Source organism: Gaetbulibacter sp. M235, assembly GCF_043876835.1.
Classification (GTDB): domain Bacteria; phylum Bacteroidota; class Bacteroidia; order Flavobacteriales; family Flavobacteriaceae; genus Yeosuana.
In genome coordinates this window covers 359,226-379,717 of the sequence record NZ_JBAWJZ010000001.1, presented here as the reverse complement: position 1 = coordinate 379,717, position 20,492 = coordinate 359,226, and the positions used below count along the sequence as shown (strand labels likewise).

Below are 20,492 nucleotides of genomic sequence, written 5' to 3'. Positions count from 1 at the left end.
TGTCGAATTTTGTACTAATTCCTTAATGTAACTTTATTTTAAAAGTTGAAATGCAATTAACGCTACTATGTAAGCAAATGCACTCATAATTGTCAATTGCAATACTGGCCATTTCCATGTATTTGTTTCGCGCTTAACAACTGCCAATGTACTCATGCATTGCATAGCAAAAGCATAAAACAGAAGTAATGATATTCCTGATGCAAAGTTAAACAAAGGGCCTCCTAGAATAGGATTTACTTCACCAGCCATCCTGTTTTTTATAGTATCTTCATCATCATTTCCTACACTATAAATAGTTGCCAAGGTTCCAACAAAAACTTCACGAGCAGCAAAACTACTAATTATGGCAATACCTATTTTCCAATCATAACCTAAAGGTCTAATTATTGGTTCAATAGCTTGTCCAGTAATACCAATGAATGAATGCTCTAATTTGTGGGATGCTGTTTTTTGTTGCAATTCTTCTGAAGTTAAATTTTCAGAAGCATATGCTTTTTTGGTAATTTCTTCAGCATTTTTAAAGTTTTCTCCCGGACCAAATGAAGCCAAAAACCAGAGAATAATAGAAATAGCCAAAATTATTTTACCTGCACCAAAAACAAATGATTTTGTTTTTTCTAAAACAGTAATCGCTACGTTTTTAAATAACGGCAATTTATAGTTTGGCATTTCAACTACAAAAAATGTTTTGCTCTTTATTTTTAAAATTTTGTTTAATATATATGCTGAAAGAACAGCGGCGCCAAAACCTAAAAGGTATAAAAACATTAAGGTCAAAGCCTGATAACTAAGACCAATAAAACGACCTTCGGGTATTACAAGTGAAATAATAATTAAATACACAGGTAGGCGCGCAGAACATGTTATAAATGGTGTTACCAAGATGGTAATTAAACGCTCTTTCCAGTTTTCAATATTTCTTGTTGCCATAATGGCTGGAATAGCACAAGCAGTTCCTGAAATAAGTGGAACAATACTCTTTCCGCTTAACCCAAATCGACGCATAAGTCTGTCCATCAAAAAAACAACACGACTCATATAACCACTCTCTTCAAGTACTGAAATAAATAAGAATAAGAAAGCGATTTGAGGTATGAAAATAACAATACCACCAAGACCCGGAATAATACCTTCGGTTAATAAACTTGTGAAAGCACCATTTGGTAATTGATTTTTTGTCCATTCGCTAAAAGCAGCAAAAGTAGTATCAATAAAATCCATAGGAACGCTTGACCAATCATAAATGGCTTGAAAAATAGTTAACAGGATTATAAAGAATATAGCATATCCCCAGATTTTATGAGTAATGATTCTATCTAATTTCATTCTTAAATCTTTGGCGTTTGCTACGTCAATAGTTTGGCCTTTTTTAAGAACATCATTAATAAATTGATAACGTTTTATAGTCTCTTTTTGCTGTAAACGTTTTAAATCATTTTTTGATTTGGTTTTGAAATTGGCAACAGCATCAATTTCATTTCTATCGGTTTTTCCAAAATTGACATCTTGTGTAATAACAAGCCAAAGTTTGTAAATAAGTTGATTTGGAAAAGCACTTTGTAAGTTTTTAAAATATGCAGGATCAATTTCTGATAGATCTATACAATGACTTATAGAAAGGTCTTTGTAATTAGAAATTAAGTTTTTTAGTCTGTCAATTCCTTGGTTTTTTCTGGTGCTTACTAGAGCAATTTTTGTTTTAAGATGCGTTTCAAGGTATTCTAAATCTAAAGAAATTCCTTTGTAGGCCATTCTATCAGCCATATTAATGACAAGAATGGTTGGGATTTCTAAATCTTTAATTTGTGTATATAGTAAAAGATTTCTTTTTAAATTTTCAACGTCGCTAACTACAACAGCTAAGTCTGGGAAATCTTTATCATTTTTATTTAAAAGCAGTTCAATAACTACGTTTTCATCTAGTGATGACGCGTTTAAACTGTATGTTCCAGGTAAATCAATGATATGGGCTTTAACACCACGGGGCAATTTGCAAACACCTTCTTTTTTTTCAACCGTAATTCCAGGATAGTTACCAACTTTTTGGTTTAAGCCTGTTAGAGCATTAAAAACAGATGTTTTTCCTGTGTTTGGATTTCCAATTAAAGCTACATTGATTTGTTTGCTCATTTGCTACTTTTTAATTAAAATGTGCATAGCAGTTTCCTTTCTAATGGCCAGATGAGTCCCGTTAATATTTAAGTACATAGGATCATGAAAAGGAGCGACCTGAACTAATTCTACATAATTTCCAGGCAAACACCCCATTTCTAAAAGTTTTAAAGGAATATGAATTGAAGAGACATCTGTAATTATACAACGTTCTCCTCGTTTTATGTCGGCTAATGTATTTTCCAAGCTTATTTAGATTGATTTTAAAGAAGCAAATGTAATGTAAAAATTTAGGGTAAAAAAATAGTAATTAAAAAACTATTTAACAGGTTCTTTTTTAAGAATTTTTATATCCTCGAGTAAACGATTTATATCATCAGGGTTAGTGCCATCATAAAACCCTCTTATTTGCCGCTTTTTATCTATTAACATGAAATTTTCGGTATGAACCATATCAAATGGCCCACCATCACCATTGTCTTTTACAGCCAAATAACTTTTACGTGCCAATTGATAAATTTGTTTTTTATCTCCAGTTACCAAGTTCCATTTAGAGTCAATTACACCCTTTTCTTTGGCATAACGTTTCAGTTGGGCAACATTATCAATTTCTGGAGTAACCGAATGAGAAAGCAGCATAACCTCGTTGTCATTTAAAATTTCTTTTTGTACATCTGCCATATGGCTTGTCATAATTGGGCAAATTGTTTGGCAAGTGGTAAAAAAGAAATCGGCGACATAAATTTTATTCTTATAATCATCCTGAGTAATGGTTTTTCCATTTTGATTAATAAGACTAAAATCGGCTATTTTATGATATTTTTTTTGATACTGAATAGTGCTGTCAACTAACTCTGTACTTACCATAGAAGGTTGGTAAATAGGCAAAGGCTGATACACATTCAATTTGTTATAAATGATTGAAATAATAACAATTGAAATAATTAAAAAAACAATGGCGAACTTTTTATAGCCCTTAAAAAATGAAAGCATCTTAACGAAAAAAAAAAAATTGTAGCACAAAAATACAATGAATTTTAAACACACTAAATTTTATGGATGCATAAATTAATGTTAAATACAATGGCATTAAACATTTGTCTTTTTAAAGTTGCTTTAAAAGCTTACTTTTGTGCGATTATAAAAATTTGACAGAATACATATGGAGTTTGTAATTAAAATATCTCAATTTTTATTAAGCCTTTCTTTACTAATAATTTTACATGAATTTGGACATTTTATTCCTGCAAAAGCTTTTAAAACGCGAGTAGAAAAGTTTTATTTATTTTTTGATGTAAAGTTTTCTTTGTTTAAAAAGAAAATTGGCGATACAGTTTACGGAATTGGTTGGTTACCATTAGGAGGTTATGTAAAAATCTCTGGTATGATTGATGAAAGCATGGATACAGAGCAAATGGCTCAAGAACCGCAACCATGGGAATTCCGCTCAAAACCAGCATGGCAACGTTTAATTATTATGCTAGGTGGTGTTACAGTTAATTTTATATTGGCAATATGTATTTATATAGGCATGAGTTATTACTATGGTGATAAATTTTTACCTAATGATAATATTAAAGATGGTCTTTTAATTGAAAGTACAGTTGCTAACAAAGCAGGATTATTTACAGGGGATAAGGTTATAGCTGTTGATGACAGTAAAATTAAAACCTTTTCTGAAATAACTGAAAAAGTTCTTTTTGGTAAAAAAATTACAATTGAAAGAAACGGAACACAGTCAACAATTACTTTTCCTGAAGATTTTTTATCTCAATTAATTGACTCCAAAGAAAGAGGAATTATAGATTTAAGAATACCTTTTGCCATTGTAGAAGTACCAGATTCTTCTCAGAACAAAAATAGCGGCATTAAAAAAGGAGATATAATTATTGGATTGAATGATTATAAAACTAAATATGCCGATGAAGTTAAAAGCGCTTTAGAGAAGTTAAAAGGACAACAAGTAAAAGCCACAATATTAAGAGATAAAAAAGAGACAACATTGCCATTAACTATAAATAATGATGGTAAATTAGGTTTGGTATATGCTGCATCATCAACTCCAGAAACATTAGAAGCCTTAGGGTATTATAAATTTGAAACCAAAGAATATGGTTTTTTTGAGTCGTTTCCTGTAGGTTTAAATAAAGCTTATGAAAAAGTAGATTCTTATATTACCCAATTTAAAGCTATCTTTACTCCAAGTACAGGAGCTTATAAAGGTGTTGGAGGATTTAAAGCCATTTACGATATTTTTCCCGATTTTTGGAATTGGCAAGTGTTTTGGAGCATCACAGCGTTCTTATCCATTATGCTGGGAGTATTAAACTTATTACCAATACCCGCACTTGATGGAGGGCATGTGATGTTTTTATTATATGAAATGATTTCTGGAAGAAAGCCGGGAGACAAGTTTATGGAGTATGCGCAAATGGTTGGTTTTGTGATATTAATAGCTTTAGTGTTATTTGCTAATGGCAACGATATTTTTAAAGCTATTTTTAATTAAAAAGTTTTTAAATATTATATTTGCAGTAATTAAAAATATATATATATTTGCGCTCGCAAAAGCGAAAAGATAACACTCCTCCTTAGCTCAGTTGGTTAGAGCATTTGACTGTTAATCAAAGGGTCCTTGGTTCGAGCCCAAGAGGGGGAGCTTAACAACAAAAACCTTACTAGAAATAGTAGGGTTTTTTTATGCGACAACTCTTGATAATAGTTGCGTTATATGCATTAATTGCATTTTCTTCAAATTGTCAACTTTGACAAGTTTTTTATCCAAAAAAGACTCCTATTAGGTTTCCCATTAAAACCAAAAAGACTCCCATTTTTTAACTCAAAAAAATCAACCATGAAACTAAATATATTGTTTACTATAAATAAACATAAAGTCAACAACAAAAGGCTTTGCGGAATTACATGTAGAATTACTTTTTTAAAAAAAAGAAAACAATTCTCTACAGGATTATTTATAAACCCAAAAAACTGGGATTGCAAACAACAACAGGTTAAACCACCAGAGCCTGATAGTGATTATATCAACACACAACTGAGCCTTATTAAAACAAAAATTAATAAGGCTTTTTTATTGCTTCAAGTTAAAGAAGAAATTTTTAATGTTGAAGATATCTACAGGCTTTATAAAGGTGAAAAACTGACCAAAGAATACAATGTGGCTGAATACTTTGAACGTTACTTAAAACAGCTTAAAACGCTTATAGGCATTGATATAAAACAAATCACCTATAATAAATTTGAGTACGTTAAAAATGACGTAAAAGCCTTTATTAAATGGAAGTTCAAAACCAATGATTACCCTCTAAAAAAACTTGAATTACAGTTCTTAAATGACTTTGAGTATTACCTTAAAGTAGTTAAGAAACAAAAACAGGTTACTATTAATAAAGGAATTCAACGCTTTAGGAAACCCATTAAAGTGGCTGTTTCAGAAAGGTATTTAGAAGTTGACCCATTTCTGCTTTATAAATCCAAACGTGTTAACAAAGAGGTAGTGTTTTTATCACCAGAAGAACTTTCTGAATTGGAGAAACATGAGTTTACACAGCCTAGATTAAAACTTGTCAAGGATTTATTTGTATTCTGCTGTTATACAGGACTGCCTTATAATGAATTGATGAGGCTTCAAAAAAGACATATTGTAAAAGGTTTTGATGGTAATTTGTGGATTAAGATAAAGCGTGATAAAACCTCTAAGGAATTATCCATACCATTATTGCCTAAAGCTGAATATATTTTAGATGACTACCAAAATGAAGATAAAATGATTTTTCCAAGAATTAGCAACCAAAAGTATAATTCTTATCTAAAGGAAATAGCAGGCATTAGTGGTATTGAAAAGAATCTAACTACACACATGGCTAGAAGAACTTTTGCGTCAACTGTTCTATTATATAATGATGTGCCGATGGAAATTGTGAGTGAATTATTGGGACATAGTAGTATGAAAATAACACAAGACAGTTATGGTAAAGTGGTTCAAAAGAAAATTAGTTTGGAGATGAATAGATTGAAGGGAAGTGGTTAGCTTCCCTTTTATTACAATTTTTTATGGACTAGCCTATAAGGTAGCTCAACAAATTCAATTACTAAATTTTCACCTTCAAAATAAGCTCTTAATCTAACTTCATTCAAGGAATTATAGATTTCATATAAATTGTCACTTTTTTTACTCCATTTTTCTGATGTAAAATTGGCATTCTCTTTACAATCTATTGGTGTTGAGTCAAAATCAATATATCCCCCAACAAAATTGTGGTTTGAATTAAATTCATTATAGAAATATTCACCACAACCAATATCTACTGATACTCCAGATTCATATCTTTCTATAATTTGCCATTTTCCAATAATATTATCATCGTTACCATTGTCACTAGAACATGATAAGACCAAAATTGATATAAAAACTAAGGCATATAAATTTTTCATAAATAATTTTTATTTCTAAAATAGTTTAAAGTAAATATACATTTATACTTATATTAATTTTAATATTTCCTTATTTAAAAAGTGATTTGTCCTTAAATATGAAGAGGAATACATTATTAGTTGTATGCAAAGAGCAAAAAATAAAATCACAAAGATTCCAAATGACTTAGGAATTAAGTGAGCCTTTTATTTGAAAAAATCTCAAAACAATAATGACAAGATTGTTCAAAGTGATTAGTTTGGTGATGGAGAAGTTAAAAGAGAATAGTTAGCTTTCCTTTACTCTTATTTTGAAAATATTTTAACTAACCAAAGAATTAAATAAAGACCAATGCCAACTCCAAAGAATAATACTGATACAACAAAAGCAATGCGGATATTTGAAGTTTTCCACCCTAATTTACCGCTTAACCATTCTGAAACTCCTAAAATCATAATTTTATTTTAATTAATTATGAATCAAATATAAACAATTAAGGTTGTTCTATGATGCAGACTATTCAAGATAGTATGGTAAAGTGGTTGAAAAGAGGATTAGTTTGGAAATGAACAGGTTAAAGGGGAGCGGCTAGATTTGCTTTTTAAGTATGAAATCTAAATTACTTCAGAATCTATTAAGATTCTAGCTTTTAGGAATAAAAAAATCACCTACATCAACACCAATAGTATCAGCTATTCTTTTTAGAGTCAATATTGAAGCATTCTGACGACCATTTTCAATTGCAGACAAATTGGATTTTTCCATTTTTATTTCAGCACAAACATCAAGTTGACTGAATTTATTTTGCTTCCTTAATCTGGCAATATTCCTGCCAATTGTATATAAATATGCCTTTTCTGTATCTGTCATAATAAGATACAACAAGGTGTCCATAATTCACATTCATATAGTTATGATATATCATAACTTTTTATTTATATTTGATAGATGCTAAATCTATCAATTAACCTAAAAACTTATAAAATGAAAAATCAATTTTTAAAATCGACTTTAGTAATTGTAACATTAATACTAATTTCAATAGCATGTAGCTCTAATAGTCCTACAGATGATAACAATAATACAAATACTAAAATAGAAGGAGTTTGGAAGCCTATTAAAGCCATATATACAGATTCAGATGGAATGATTACTACTGAAAACTTTAGTGATTGCGAACAAACTGGAAGAACTACATTTTCATCCAATGGGAACTTTGCACAAACAGGATACTATCCCACCTCAACCTGTGAACTAGAATTTGACAATACAGGGAATTGGCAAATCATAAATGATAACATCTTAAAGGTCACACTAAACGGTCAAGTTGACAATGGAACCATTGGTGACTATTTAATTTTAGAATTGACAGCAACATCTCTAAAGATTGACGCTGATACGGATGCAAACTCAACAGAAAGTGAAGTATATGTTTTTCAAAAAGTTAATTAGCAAGTATCATAAAATAGGATAGTTAAATGCCTTATATCCTAATATAACAACCTTTAAACCATTAAAATATGAAATCAATATTTAAACTAATAATATTTAGCTTAATATTATTTAGCTGTGGAGTTCCACAAAATAAATACGATGAGCTATTAGTAGAAAGAGATTCTTTACTCGTTGTAGCAACCGAAAATAAAGAACTAATTGAAAAGAATGAAGAACTGAAAGAGTCTTTATCTAATTTGAGAGAGAATTTTGATAAAGTCTGGAAGGAAAAATTTGAATTGGAAAGAGATAAAAATAGCAAGATTGTTATATATGACTCAGATGCTTTAAATTACTTGAAAGATCATTATGAATTTTATGATTCCGATAAAATATATAGAAATCCTAAACTCAGACGGATAGATAGTAATCAATTTGTTATATCTCTTGAAGAATGTGATAAAAAATTTAGTGATCGGGAATTTTTTTGGACTTCAGTTGTAAAAGAACTAATAGTTAACAATGATAAAACCTACACATTAAAAACTAAAATTTAACTGCACTTCTTAGAATTCATAACAATAGCTTATACTGGTAGTTCCACCAGATGAAAAAATAAAATTTATAATTTTTTTTCAGATTGAATTTTATTGAGAGCGTGACACAACCTAAAAGACCAACCCCACTCTGATTTAAATGGGGATGTACTCCCGGGTGCATTTCCTATTTGTTTAATCTAAAAATTTAAAACTATGGTTAAAGTGATTAACTACAAAGCCTATCTAACAGAAGATGGGAAAGAATTTTATGCACTTCAAGTTCAAGGTGGATTGGAAGCTGTAAAAAGCAAGGAAACAGGTAGAACATACCTAACAGCTAGAAAAGCTACAGTGTCCTGTACATTTGACAAGGAAACATGTGAGATGCTAAAGGGAACAGAATTGCCAGGAAGTATCAAAAGGGTTGAAACAGAACCCTATGAGTATGACATTCCTGAAAGTGGAGAAGTCGTTACGCTAACACATCGATTTGAATATGTTGGTGAAGATGAAACCATAGTAAAACAAAACGTGGTTGAAAAAGAATTGGTTGCATAACCAAATCAACTACAGAACAATTTAAGAGAGCTTCAGAAATGAGGCTCTTTTTTTTATGTACTCATTACAGAACATAACAATTTTAATTATAAACCGTAAAGATTCAAATTATGGAATTAAGAAAATCAGAAAGAAGAAGATCCAAAATAAAAATGGCTTTGCAGGGTAGTGCTGGAAGTGGTAAAACATATTCTAGTTTAATGCTTGCCAAAGGATTAATAGATGGAGACTTTTCAAAAGTGGCCATTATAGATAGTGAGAACGGTAGTGCAGATTTATACGCACACTTAGGGCAGTACAATGTAATTTCATTAACCCCTCCTTTTACACCTGAAAAGTATATTGAAGCTATAGATGTATGTCTAAAAGCAGGTATGAATGTTATAATCCTAGATTCAATCTCACAAGTATGGGATGAATTATTGGACTTTCACTCCAAACTACCAGGTAATAGCTTTACCAATTGGAATAAAGTGACTCCAAGACAAAAAGCTTTTGTAGACAAGATATTACAAGCAGATGCTCATATCATTGCTACCATGAGAACCAAACAGGATTACGTGCTGAACCAAAAAGATGGCAAATTTATTCCAGAAAAGGTTGGACTTAAGGCAGTACAGAGAGATGGGGTAGACTATGAATTTACCTTAGTATTTGATTTAGACATTAAACACTTTGCTGTTGCCAGTAAGGATAGAACTGAATTATTTTCTAATAAACCAGAGTTCCTAATTAATGCTAGTACAGGCAAAAAGATACGGGACTGGTGTGAGCAGGGAACTTCCATTGATGAGATTAAAGAAGAAATTAACTCATGTGAAACCCTAGAAGGACTAAAACATTTGTATAACAAATACAGCAGTTTACAACAGCAAATACATCCCTTGATACTAGAGCGTAAAACTATACTTGACAATGTATCAAATCAAATTATTGACAAAAAAGAAATCGTTAACCCCTCTAAAACCCAACAAAATGGAACTCATAGCAAATCCTGACCCCAAACAGATGATTCATTTAAATAATGAAATCATTGATAAGCCTTTAAGTAGTTTTATTGAAGCCAATACTAAGGCAGTATCATTGGAACATCTTAAAAACGACTGTATCATTCCAGTATTCTCAAAGGACAATGAATCCACTATAAGTCATTACCAATTTGTAGATACACTTTACAGACAAGTACAGTCTAGATATCCCGATTACATTATCAAAGAACCAGAAATAAGGGTCAGCCATGTTATTAAAGGCAGGATTCCATCAGCTATAGGCAAACCAGCTAAGGAGTTGCAGGAACATGAAAAGACCATTTATTATGAACGCTGTGCATTTTTAATACACATCCTACAGATGAAAAAAACAATCAATGGAAATGAACTGTCATTGAGCATAGGTGGAGTAAGATCATTATCACAGGAAAATCTTTATTCTAAAAAGAGCCTAGAGAAATTCAAGGTATTTATTGGGTTTAAAAATAAAGTGTGTACCAATCTGTGTGTTTCAACAGATGGTGTTGCTGATGATATCAGGATAGGTTCTATAAATGAACTGGAACAGCACACAGACCAATTATTTCTTAATTATAATGAAGAATCTCATCTTGAGAATATGGAACGTATGGGTAGGTTTAAACTATCTGAAAAGCAGTTTGCTCATTTCATAGGTAAGGCAAGGATGTACCAACATTTGGATAAGCGTGAAAAACAGGAAGTATTTCCATTCACCCTAAATGATAGCCAGATAAATACGGTTGTTAAGGATTATTACAATGACAGGTATTTTAAAAGGGATAAAGATGGTTCAATTAACCTATGGAAGCTCTACAATCTCTTTACAGGAGCTAACAAGTCATCCTATATAGATAATCTTTTAGATAGGAATGTAAATGCATACGAGCTTGTAAAAGAACTAGGTATTTCAATAGAAAACAACTCTAGAAACTGGTTCCTACAATAATTTAATATAGCGGTATTATGCCTTTTTATTAAAATGTATGATACCGTTCAATTTGATAAAAATCACCCTAATAATGGATGAAAAACAACTAGCGGAACTATTACGCTATTCTTCTCCAAAAGAACTCTATGTGGTCACTTATGAAAACAAGCTCAAATTATTGGTCTGTCCTTTTGAAGTCCTCGTAAAATATGATATTGACAACTTAAAAAAATACCAAATTGTTCTTGTAAATGAAGTTAAAATAACGTTGGAATTGGTTACTGTCTACATTATTAAAGGACGTGCCTATTTCTATTTTCATTTTGAGATTATAGTACTTGATTGAGAAAAGGGCTATATAATTATGTGCTTATTAATTTTACTTTTTTTTTGGATTTTATTTTAAAATACCTTTACCTTTGCTGAAAGCAGTTGGAATAAACTGGGACATTGTTAAAATATAGCAATGTAATTTCAAAAGTGAACCCTCTCAAGGTTTTTTAAATAGCTTTTGTACTTCTTATTTAAAATCATATTTACATATTAATTGTAACTATTTGCGAGTAATTGACTTGCTTGAACATTTAATAATTTTTTAAAAAAGTAAATATGGAATAATGAAACTTCAAATTAGTCAAATTCTACTATCAGTAACGATGTTGAAAGTAGTAGAGCTGAATATCCTAAAACAACAGGATACAGTACGCTTATGGAATCTGGCAAATGACGCAGAAATCATAGAATTAGGTTCCTAATTATATAAGACTAAAAAAATGAGTCTAAGAAGAACAGAAGATTATTTAAACAAAAAATATAATTTTAAGTATAATGTAGTAACAAGTAAAACAGAGTTTAAACTAAAAAATACAACAAATTTTATAGAACTTGACGAATACGACCTGAACTCACTCTATAGGGAATTGCATCATAATGACATAAAAATTGCAAAGAAAAATATAGCAGATTTATTGAAATCGGATTTTGTTAATAAGTATAATCCGTTTGAAGATTATTTCAACTCTTTGCCAAAATGGGATGGACAAGTTGATCATATTGGTAACTTTTGCAATACTATACAAACCCATAATGACGTAGATTTTAGATGGGCGTTTAGGAAATGGTTTGTTGCAATGGTGGCTTGTTCTATTGATAGTAAAATAGTGAATCACACTGTCCTGATACTAAGTGGTCAACAAGGTATTGGAAAAAGTAGTTGGTTTGTAAAATTAATACCTCAGAGATTGCAGGAATACTATTTTTCTGGAATTATAAATCCAAATTCTAAGGACGATTTAATGCAACTATCAAAGAATTTGATAGTTCATATGGATGAACTGTCAACTTTTAATAAAAAGGATGTGGAAGCTTTTAAAGAAATGATTACTAAACCTAATTATGAATTAAGAAAAGCTTATGGACATTTCCACGAGAACTTTATTAGAAGGGCATCATTTATTGGGTCAACAAACAACGTCAATATATTAACTGATACAACTGGAAATAGGAGATTTCTGGTTTTTAAAGCATTGAAAATTAATTATCAGACAAATGTAGATATTGACTTATTGTTTGCACAAGCCTTAGTAATGTTTAATAATAATAATTTTAAGTATTATTTTGACCAGCAGGATACCCAGAGAATTGAGGCAAACAATCAAGTATTTGTCGACAAATGTCAAGAAAGAGAACTTCTAGAGAAATTTTTTAGAGCTCCTAAAGCAAATGAAACTTCAGAAACTTTAACCGCAACGGACATTATTGATTACATAAATGATAATTCCAACAATAAACGTTATAATTTAAATAACAATACAATTGGAAAGGAATTACATGCAATGGGATTTGAAAAGGTCAAGAGAGGCTATAAGGTTGTGAAGTTAAAACTTTAAAAAGGGTGGGTAGGTAAGTAGTTTTTACAAACATATTTTAAAAATAAAAAGTTTAAGAAAATTACCTTCCTACCCTCCCATTAACATATTAAATTATATCTAAAAGGATGGCTAATAGCTGTCCTTTTTTTATCTACAGGAACTATAAGTCCTAAAATCTAACTAAAACATGAAAAATATTATATCAGAAATAGAGCTTAAATACAGCCCTATTGTTTTAAAACAAGAACGCGCCATTATAAAGGACAGTTCATCTGCTTATAAGGTATTATTGAATAACTGGAACATGGATTCAATAGAATTATATGAGGAATTTAAGGTTTTGTTACTTAACAGAGCAAATGAGGTATTAGGAGTCTATGCTCTATCTAAAGGAGGGATACATGGAACTGTGGTTGATATAAAGCTTCTATTTGCAGTTATACTCAAATCAGCTTCAAGTTGTGTCATTTTAGCTCACAATCATCCTAGCGGTAATTTAAAACCTAGTGAGGCCGATAAGAATTTGTATTTGAAGATTAAAAAGGTTGCTGAATATTTGGACGTAAATGTTCTGGACAACCTTATAATTTCAAGAGAAGGGTATTATAGTTTTACCAATACAATGGAATAGTCTCATTGGTTGATGGTTATCTCAATGTAAAATATAAATTAAACCTTAAAAAATTAACTAGTCTTAGTGTATTTCACTATTTTAGTTTTCATTTAAAAAATTAAAATTTTTGGATAACAATTTATTTTACTCTAGCACATACGGTATTGGGCAAATTATTTCTCAAAATAAGATGCTGCAAGTACCGTTACATCAAAGAAATTATTCATGGGAAGAATCAGAAGTTGAACAGTTCTTAGAGGATGTGTTTTTTGCAATTGATGAGGAATATTCAAATTATTTCCTTGGATCCATTGTTTTAACTAGACCATTCGATGGAAAATGGGGCATATTAGATGGTCAACAAAGACTTACAACTGCAAGTATTATGTTTTCTGCAATTAGGTCCATAATGGTAGAAAATAATATGGCTATAGATGCCCAACAAGTAACCAATGATTTTTTAGCTGTAAGAAGTTTAGGGGGTGAATATGTTTCTAGATTAACCTTGAATTATGAAAACAAAGATTTATTTGATGAAGCTGTAATTAAATACAATACAGTTGAGAAACTGAAAGAATTGCATAGAAAAGAGAAGAGTAAGTCAAATAAATTAATTATAAATGCTGTTGTAATATGTTTAGAAAGAATAAAGGAATGGAGTTTTAGAAATGACACTTTTGATACTGCTCTAAAAAGATTATATACTCTAACTGAATATTTAGACAAAAATGTATTAGTGGTTTCAATTGAGGTAGCAAATGAATCAGACGCATATGTAGTATTTGAAACTTTAAATACAAGAGGCCAGGATTTGTCCGCTTTAGATTTAGTTAAAAATTATATTTATGGTACTTCTGATTCGAAGAATCACGAGCTAATTACTGATTATTGGATAAAAATGAAATCCAATATAGGAGAAAATCAGGCTGACGATTTTTTGAGAATATTTTGGATGGGAAATTATGGATTAATTAGAAAATCAAGACTGTTTCCATCATTAAAGGATAAATTTGCTGGATCAGATAAAGCGTTAGAATTAGCCAAAGAATTATTCACTGGTTCTGAAATTTATGCTGCAATTGAAGAACCCAAACATGAATTTTGGCAAAATTATTCTCCCTATTGTAGACATTTAGTTGAAATGCTAGTTCTTTTTAAGGCTAAACAAGTTAGACCAGTTATTTATGCTTGTATCAATTTAAGAAAGCTAGAGGTTAAAACCATGGAATTTGCTTTGTGGAATTTATTGGTTTTAACAATAAGATTTCAAAGTATTAGTAAAAAGAGAACAGGTTTGTTGGAACAAAACGCTGCAAAATTATCAAAATTGATTTCGAGTAATAAGTCTGTAAATTCAAAATTATTTGTTGATAATATTAATGAGATTATGCCTTCAGATGAAGAATTTAAAAAAGATTTCACAAGACATTCTGAGTCTAATTTAAAAAGAACACTTTATTTTATTGGAGCTATTGATTTCAGTAAAAAGGACAGTAAAAGGATTTATTTAGATTATTGGAATGAATTAGAAAGCTACTTAGAGGCAGAATCAAATGTAAATATTACCCATATATATCCAAAATCAAATAACAGTACTTGGGTAAATCATAAAGAATTTGAATCAGTCCCAAATCTCATAAGTAGATTAGGAAACTTTGTCTTAATTAATAAATCATTAAATAGTAAAGTAGTAATTACTGATTTCAAAACTTTTAAAACGGCTATAAAAAATGTTGGGTTCACAACAACTTCAGAATTACTATCACTTGATTCTTATAATTTAAATATATTAAATAAAAGACAAGATGATTTTGCAGAAATTGCCACTAAAATTTGGAAAATTATTAAATTATAGTGGGAAGATTAATTCAAAATAATATCACTGTAAATTCTACTGATGGACAATCATTTAGGACAATACAATTTTTAGGGGAAGGTGGTAATTGTCAGGTGTATCTTGCAATGGCAACAAAAGGTACATTAAAAGGGGTGCTATTTGCTATTAAGTTTTTTTTAAAAAGTAATGATGAGGGTAGGCTGTTACAGTTTAACAAGGAAAAGAGCTTATTAATTGAAGTTACTCATCCTGCAATAATGAAAATTTATTGTGAAGGAAAATACTATTCTACCATTTTAAAAGATTATGTTCCATTTGTAGTTGCCGATTATTTTCCAGATAGATTGGATCAAAGATTAAGCAACAATAGGTTAGGATTGATGGAAAAATTAATTTATATAACCCAACTACTATCTGCTTTACAACATTTAGATGGAAGAAACCCTAAAATTGTTCATAGAGACATAAAACCTGAAAATATTTTTCTAAAAGGTTATTCATGCGTGTTAGGTGACTTTGGTCTAATGCGTGATTTAGACCCTAAAGCATTAGACGAGGATGGGAATTTTATGAAACAAAGTGATGGGCCAGGTATGCCAAAGTATTATAGAACACCTGACTTGGTTAGTTATGCTAAAAAAGAAAAATCACTAACAACAAAATCAGATATTTTTCAACTAGGATTAGTAGCAGCTAAAATGTTTACAGGTAGAAATCCATTAAAACGTTGCAATGATAAATTAGATAAAGTAGAGTTAGAAGAAATTGGTAACGTTCCTGGAATTAGTGGTGAATTAATTAAGGACATAATTAGAAAAATGCTGGTCATGAATCCTGAAGATAGAGGTGATTTAGAAGAACTATTAGACTCTTTTGATGGAGTTCTAAAAGAAACTGCTAATAAGCATTTAGACATTGATGGGTTTGTTTTATAAAAAATCAATTTTAAGATTTTTTATAATCTCCAACCAATTTTATTGAGCTTGTTATTCCACTTTCAAATTTAAATCTGAAACCTACTGAATAATCTTTTAAAATTATAGAGACAGAATCGTTACCTCTTTTTATAATATCTAGAATGTCACTTTCATTTTTTTTTGAAATGCTATAATAAATTGCTTTTTCCTTATTTCTTTCATAAGAAGCATATATATGATTTTTACCTGAGTCTAAAATAAAATTTGATGCTGTCGCAATTTGACCTTTGGATATTGTACTTAAATTAATAAAAAGATTCTCCCTTAATGTATTTAAGAAATTATTTCTATAAGTGTTAGCCAAAGGATATATTGAATCACTAAATCTAGGTTTTGTTAGGCCGTTTTCAATAGCATGGTCATTAATATACTTTTTTGCTAAGGATATTGAACTGAGCCTTGTTTTTAAAATTGAATTTAAAAATTCTAAATACGCAAGATCCATATTTTCATTGAATTCCTTTTGTTCCTTAGGAGCCTTAAAATAGTTCAACAATAAACTTCTGGCTCCCATATTTTTAGATAAAATTTGACTCAAATTTTTTGCACATTTCAAAGAAAAAGCAAATCGCTCATTGCTTTTTGACGTTACAATTATATCATCAGTATTTTGGAAGCCAATAGCCCCAGAGCTTACTCCAATGTCTTCAATTTTAACTAAAGGCTCATTAATTTCATCATTAATAATATTAGCACTAAACCTTCCAATCTTTTCTAATGATTTAATCTCTATGGGTGTGAATTGTATGGAATGTACAAAATGCTGATCAAGATTATTCAATGGAGAAAAATAATGTGAATCTGGAAAAATATTTTTTAAATGTCTTGATGTATAAAATTGATGAAGTTTTCCAGCAGAATCAGATCTATTTGGCATTTTGAAAATTGTTAATTATTTGTTCTAAAAAATAAATCAAGTTAAGTAAAATCTAAATAGTAAATCTATAAATTTGAAAATATAAAAAGTAGTTATGGATATTGTATCATTTTTTTCAGGAGCTGGTGGACTTGACCTAGGCTTTCAAAAGGCAGGATTTAAAATTATTTGGGCAAATGAGTATGACAGAGAGATTTGGGAGACCTATCAGAAAAACCATCCAGAAACTATTTTAGATAAAAGGAGTATTGTTAAAATTAACCCAGAAGAAGTTCCTGACTGTGAAGGAATAATAGGAGGACCTCCTTGCCAGAGTTGGAGTGAAGCTGGAAGTTTGAGAGGTATTGAAGACGACAGAGGTAAATTGTTTTTTGATTTTATAAGGATTTTGAAAGCAAAAAAGCCTTCTTTCTTCCTAGCAGAAAATGTTTCTGGGATTCTTGCTCCAAGACATGCAGATGCTCTCAAACAAATATTATCACTATTTGAAGAGGCTGGATATAATGTTAATTATAAGCTTTTGAATGCAAGAGATTTTAAAGTTCCTCAAGACAGAAAGCGAGTTATTTTTGTTGGTTACAATAAAGAAAAAACAGATAATAATACTTTTGAATTTACAGAGTCAAGTAATCGTAGCTTAGCTTTAGAAGACGCAATATGGGATTTAAAAGACAATGCTTTACCCGCACGAGTAAAAAATTATTCCAATGGAGATACTTGTAATGTAGTTAATCATGAATATATGACTGGGGCTTTTTCAACCATTTACATGTCTAGAAATAGAGTTAGAAGTTGGGATGAACCATCCTTTACTATTCAAGCTGGAGGAAGACATGCTCCAATACACCCACAAGCTCCTAAAATGAGAAAAGTAGAATTGAACAAGCAAATATTTATTCCTGGTTTTGAACATACTTATAGAAGATTATCAGTTAGGGAATGTGCTAGAATTCAAACCTTTCCAGATGATTTTAAATTTTATTATGAAAAGATAGCAGCTGGTTATAAAATGATTGGAAATGCAGTTCCGGTTAAAATGGCTGAGGCATTGGCAAGAATGATTAAACAGGACTTAGAACTTAAACTTAAAAATTCACCTAATAAGGAACCAATTACACATAGCGTTGAAGTGTAAATGTCATATCTTTATGTAAAGTGAGTTTTTAATTAGAAAGTAAAAACTCAAATAACATATTATGGTTATTTATAGACCAAAAGTAGGAGTTGGTGTTATTGTCATTAAGAATAACAAAATTCTTCTTGGGAAAAGATTAAATTCACATGGAGAAGGATCTTGGAGTTTTCCCGGGGGACACTTGGAGTACAAAGAAACGTGGGAGGAATGTGCTATAAGGGAAACTATGGAAGAAACAGGGATATGTGTTAATAAAGTTCGCTTTGGCTCTGTTACGAATGATATATTTTGCAAGGAAGATAAGCATTATGTAACTATTTTTATGCTAGCTGATTATTTGTCAGGAGATGCAAGAGTAAGGGAACCTGAAAAATGTGAAAAATGGGATTGGTTTGAATGGGAAAAACTTCCAGATCCACTTTTTATTCCAATTGAAAATTTAATAAAAAATAATTTCAATCCAATTAACAGACTTTCTTAGCCTGTTTTTCCAAATAGCACTTACTTTTATAAACATTAAACTATAATAAAGGCATACAATTAGGAAACCTTTAAAGTTAGCTAGTTGTCAAAAAGTTGGATTACAATTAATTACTGTCCTTGGTTCGAGCCCAAGAGGGGGAGCAGATAACAAACCTCAGCATAGATGTGCTGGGGTTTTTTGTTTCTATGAACTATTTTTTATCCAACCGTTTATCCAACAAATGGATCTGTTTCATCTTAATCGATTTGACCTTAAATAATCAATGATCTCCATTTTATTATAATACCTGCGGTTCGATATTCCATAAGAATTTAAAACCCCTCTATTGGTCCAATGCCAAAGGGTTGAAGAATCAATTTTAAGAAATTCAATAGTCTCATTTCTCGTCATAAAAACATCATTCCCTTTTTCGTTTAGTTCCTTTAAGTAAACTTCAATCTTAATTAAAAGTTTCTCTGCCACTTTATCCGCTAATTCATCAAAAGTGATTTCATTGATCTGGATTGTTTTTGTAATCATATTTTATTGTTTTATTTTTTGCTTATCCTAACATCTTTATTAGGAAATGCTTCTTTTAACCCTTTTTATGTGGGCTAAAAGGGTCATTTAATTAATAGTATTATTATCAAAATTCCTTAACACTAACTAGCGTAGGAGCGTTTACTGAGAATTAACCATACATTTAGCATCTAAATCTCTAAACTTACACTTTAAAAGAGGTGTTGGAGAAGCTATTCAAGATAGCGATAGGACATTTCAAATTTTACTAGAAAAAGAAAGCTCCCTTTTACACTCAGACTGCTTCTTGGTAACAATCATTTGAACGAACCTAACATATTGTGATGGTTTTAAAAATCTATTCCTATAACCTACCAACACAGGTTTGTGAAAAGCATTGATTCTTTCAATCCTTTCCGGAAGCATTTCAAACACCAATTCCAATCGATAGTTCAATGGGATGTCTGAATGCTCATTTGGCGTAAATTCAACCAATCTAAAAGGGTTTTCAAAATACTTTGGACTGTTTAGGGTGCTTTTGAATTCAGAGCCTATAAACGTCCTATTTCCTCTTAATCCTTTGTGCTTTTTGTTCTTAATTCTATAAAGCAATAAAGGGGATAGCGATACCTTTAGCTTTACCCAATGCGCATGCTTCCTGTCTTCCTTTAGTTTAAGGATTGCCGTTTGCTTATTGAAGTCAACTGTTTCCAATAAATAGATGACTTGGGTTTCTTCATTTGTTTCCATAGTCTTTTGGTTTAATTACGCTTAATTATTTAAATCTCGACCTCAACCAAGGCGCATAAACCAAGGAATAACCCAAACCCGCAATTGTCAACGAGGCCGCAATGGTCACCCCTAGCGTAAATGTGGCATAAATCGTCAAAATAAAGATCAGTACATCCACCAATCGATTACTCCTGATTATGCAATGCCTAATATAAGTACTGCTTTCTGCAATAGCTATTAAGCCTGCTAGGGTAATAATCCCAAAGAAAACATAAGTTGCTATAGCTGCACTTAATAACATTCCAAACCAAGAAAGCCCTATAAATATTAAAGCTCCCCTAGTAAATGATATTGGTTTTACCTTGGGAGCTTTCTTAAAGTATGGCCTAGCTTGTTTTCTGGTCTTCATTTCGTTTGAAGGTGATTTTAACAACTCCTTCAATTCGTCTTTA

Annotated in this window: 24 protein-coding genes and 1 tRNA gene; 15 read left to right on the top strand and 10 right to left on the bottom strand. The window is 30.6% G+C overall.

What is annotated here, in order from left to right; genetic code table 11:
- Positions 1 to 33: 33 nt before the first annotated feature.
- The 3 genes from feoB to V8G69_RS01735 form a co-directional block, all read right to left on the bottom strand.
- Positions 34 to 2,133 (bottom strand): ferrous iron transport protein B, encoded by a 2,100-nt coding sequence (gene feoB, locus V8G69_RS01745; RefSeq protein ID WP_394879981.1) that lies wholly within the window; start codon positions 2,131 to 2,133, stop codon positions 34 to 36.
- A 3-nt stretch (positions 2,134 to 2,136) separates the two neighbouring features.
- Entirely contained in the window at positions 2,137 to 2,361 is a 225-nt protein-coding gene (locus tag V8G69_RS01740) for a ferrous iron transport protein A (RefSeq protein ID WP_394879980.1), read from the bottom strand.
- 72 nt (positions 2,362 to 2,433) lie between these two features.
- Complete coding sequence (locus V8G69_RS01735; RefSeq protein ID WP_394879979.1) at positions 2,434 to 3,108, bottom strand: SCO family protein; 675 nt, start codon at positions 3,106 to 3,108, stop codon at positions 2,434 to 2,436.
- Positions 3,109 to 3,277: 169 nt separating this feature from the next.
- Between V8G69_RS01735 and rseP the strand changes: the two genes are divergently transcribed.
- The 3 genes from rseP to V8G69_RS01720 all read left to right on the top strand — a co-directional run bounded on the left by rseP (position 3,278) and on the right by V8G69_RS01720 (position 6,163).
- Positions 3,278 to 4,624, top strand: coding sequence for an RIP metalloprotease RseP (rseP, locus tag V8G69_RS01730; protein WP_394879978.1), 1,347 nt, complete (start codon positions 3,278 to 3,280; stop codon positions 4,622 to 4,624).
- A gap of 76 nt (positions 4,625 to 4,700) precedes the next feature.
- A tRNA-Asn gene (locus tag V8G69_RS01725) sits at positions 4,701 to 4,774 on the top strand.
- 195 nt (positions 4,775 to 4,969) lie between these two features.
- Positions 4,970 to 6,163, top strand: coding sequence for a site-specific integrase (locus V8G69_RS01720; protein WP_394879977.1), 1,194 nt, complete (start codon positions 4,970 to 4,972; stop codon positions 6,161 to 6,163).
- A gap of 11 nt (positions 6,164 to 6,174) precedes the next feature.
- On the opposite strand, the gene V8G69_RS01715 is transcribed toward V8G69_RS01720, so the two are convergent.
- The 3 genes from V8G69_RS01715 to V8G69_RS01705 all read right to left on the bottom strand — a co-directional run bounded on the left by V8G69_RS01715 (position 6,175) and on the right by V8G69_RS01705 (position 7,417).
- Entirely contained in the window at positions 6,175 to 6,567 is a 393-nt protein-coding gene (locus V8G69_RS01715) for a hypothetical protein (RefSeq protein ID WP_394879975.1), read from the bottom strand.
- A 285-nt stretch (positions 6,568 to 6,852) separates the two neighbouring features.
- On the bottom strand, positions 6,853 to 7,002 hold the full coding sequence (locus tag V8G69_RS01710) for a PspC domain-containing protein (RefSeq protein WP_394879974.1): 150 nt from the start codon (positions 7,000 to 7,002) through the stop codon (positions 6,853 to 6,855).
- Positions 7,003 to 7,189: 187 nt separating this feature from the next.
- On the bottom strand, positions 7,190 to 7,417 hold the full coding sequence (locus V8G69_RS01705; RefSeq protein ID WP_394879973.1) for a helix-turn-helix domain-containing protein: 228 nt from the start codon (positions 7,415 to 7,417) through the stop codon (positions 7,190 to 7,192).
- Positions 7,418 to 7,531: 114 nt separating this feature from the next.
- Here V8G69_RS01705 and V8G69_RS01700 point away from each other — a divergent pair, with 114 nt between their 5' ends.
- The 10 genes from V8G69_RS01700 (at position 7,532) to V8G69_RS01655 (ending at position 16,272) form a co-directional block, all read left to right on the top strand.
- Positions 7,532 to 7,999, top strand: coding sequence for a lipocalin family protein (locus V8G69_RS01700; RefSeq protein ID WP_394879972.1), 468 nt, complete (start codon positions 7,532 to 7,534; stop codon positions 7,997 to 7,999).
- Between the two features lie 68 nt (positions 8,000 to 8,067).
- Positions 8,068 to 8,538, top strand: coding sequence for a hypothetical protein (locus V8G69_RS01695; protein WP_394879971.1), 471 nt, complete (start codon positions 8,068 to 8,070; stop codon positions 8,536 to 8,538).
- A gap of 195 nt (positions 8,539 to 8,733) precedes the next feature.
- Positions 8,734 to 9,078 carry a hypothetical protein gene (locus V8G69_RS01690; protein WP_394879970.1) on the top strand — a complete coding sequence of 115 codons (345 nt, stop codon included), beginning with the start codon at positions 8,734 to 8,736 and terminating at the stop codon, positions 9,076 to 9,078.
- Between the two features lie 110 nt (positions 9,079 to 9,188).
- A complete protein-coding gene (locus V8G69_RS01685) occupies positions 9,189 to 10,076 on the top strand; it encodes an AAA family ATPase (RefSeq protein ID WP_394879969.1) in 888 nt (295 codons plus the stop codon).
- Positions 10,054 to 11,034: a DUF3871 family protein gene (locus tag V8G69_RS01680; RefSeq protein WP_394879968.1), complete on the top strand. Its 981-nt coding sequence runs from the start codon at positions 10,054 to 10,056 to the stop codon at positions 11,032 to 11,034. The genes V8G69_RS01685 and V8G69_RS01680 overlap by 23 nt, the downstream gene beginning before the upstream one ends.
- Positions 11,035 to 11,071: 37 nt before the next feature.
- Positions 11,072 to 11,362, top strand: coding sequence for a hypothetical protein (locus V8G69_RS01675; RefSeq protein WP_394879967.1), 291 nt, complete (start codon positions 11,072 to 11,074; stop codon positions 11,360 to 11,362).
- A gap of 427 nt (positions 11,363 to 11,789) precedes the next feature.
- The gene (locus tag V8G69_RS01670; protein ID WP_394879966.1) at positions 11,790 to 12,905 is read left to right on the top strand and encodes a VapE domain-containing protein; all 1,116 of its coding nucleotides are present in this window, start codon (positions 11,790 to 11,792) and stop codon (positions 12,903 to 12,905) included.
- Positions 12,906 to 13,074: 169 nt separating this feature from the next.
- Entirely contained in the window at positions 13,075 to 13,518 is a 444-nt protein-coding gene (locus tag V8G69_RS01665; RefSeq protein ID WP_394879965.1) for a JAB domain-containing protein, read from the top strand.
- Between the two features lie 109 nt (positions 13,519 to 13,627).
- Complete coding sequence (locus V8G69_RS01660) at positions 13,628 to 15,355, top strand: DUF262 domain-containing protein (RefSeq protein WP_394879964.1); 1,728 nt, start codon at positions 13,628 to 13,630, stop codon at positions 15,353 to 15,355.
- Positions 15,355 to 16,272 carry a protein kinase gene (locus V8G69_RS01655; protein WP_394879963.1) on the top strand — a complete coding sequence of 306 codons (918 nt, stop codon included), beginning with the start codon at positions 15,355 to 15,357 and terminating at the stop codon, positions 16,270 to 16,272. The genes V8G69_RS01660 and V8G69_RS01655 overlap by 1 nt, the downstream gene beginning before the upstream one ends.
- Positions 16,273 to 16,282: 10 nt before the next feature.
- On the opposite strand, the gene V8G69_RS01650 is transcribed toward V8G69_RS01655, so the two are convergent.
- On the bottom strand, positions 16,283 to 17,191 hold the full coding sequence (locus V8G69_RS01650; RefSeq protein WP_394879962.1) for a hypothetical protein: 909 nt from the start codon (positions 17,189 to 17,191) through the stop codon (positions 16,283 to 16,285).
- Between the two features lie 94 nt (positions 17,192 to 17,285).
- On the opposite strand from V8G69_RS01650, the gene V8G69_RS01645 reads away from it, so the two are divergent.
- Positions 17,286 to 18,326 carry a DNA cytosine methyltransferase gene (locus V8G69_RS01645; RefSeq protein WP_394879961.1) on the top strand — a complete coding sequence of 347 codons (1,041 nt, stop codon included), beginning with the start codon at positions 17,286 to 17,288 and terminating at the stop codon, positions 18,324 to 18,326.
- Between the two features lie 61 nt (positions 18,327 to 18,387).
- Positions 18,388 to 18,807 carry an NUDIX hydrolase gene (locus V8G69_RS01640; protein ID WP_394879960.1) on the top strand — a complete coding sequence of 140 codons (420 nt, stop codon included), beginning with the start codon at positions 18,388 to 18,390 and terminating at the stop codon, positions 18,805 to 18,807.
- 234 nt (positions 18,808 to 19,041) lie between these two features.
- On the opposite strand, the gene V8G69_RS01635 is transcribed toward V8G69_RS01640, so the two are convergent.
- The 3 genes from V8G69_RS01635 to V8G69_RS01625 form a co-directional block, all read right to left on the bottom strand.
- Positions 19,042 to 19,329 (bottom strand): helix-turn-helix domain-containing protein, encoded by a 288-nt coding sequence (locus tag V8G69_RS01635; RefSeq protein ID WP_394879959.1) that lies wholly within the window; start codon positions 19,327 to 19,329, stop codon positions 19,042 to 19,044.
- Between the two features lie 237 nt (positions 19,330 to 19,566).
- Positions 19,567 to 20,058, bottom strand: coding sequence for a hypothetical protein (locus V8G69_RS01630; protein WP_394879958.1), 492 nt, complete (start codon positions 20,056 to 20,058; stop codon positions 19,567 to 19,569).
- A gap of 25 nt (positions 20,059 to 20,083) precedes the next feature.
- A complete protein-coding gene (locus V8G69_RS01625; protein ID WP_394879957.1) occupies positions 20,084 to 20,449 on the bottom strand; it encodes a hypothetical protein in 366 nt (121 codons plus the stop codon).
- Positions 20,450 to 20,492: the final 43 nt, after the last annotated feature.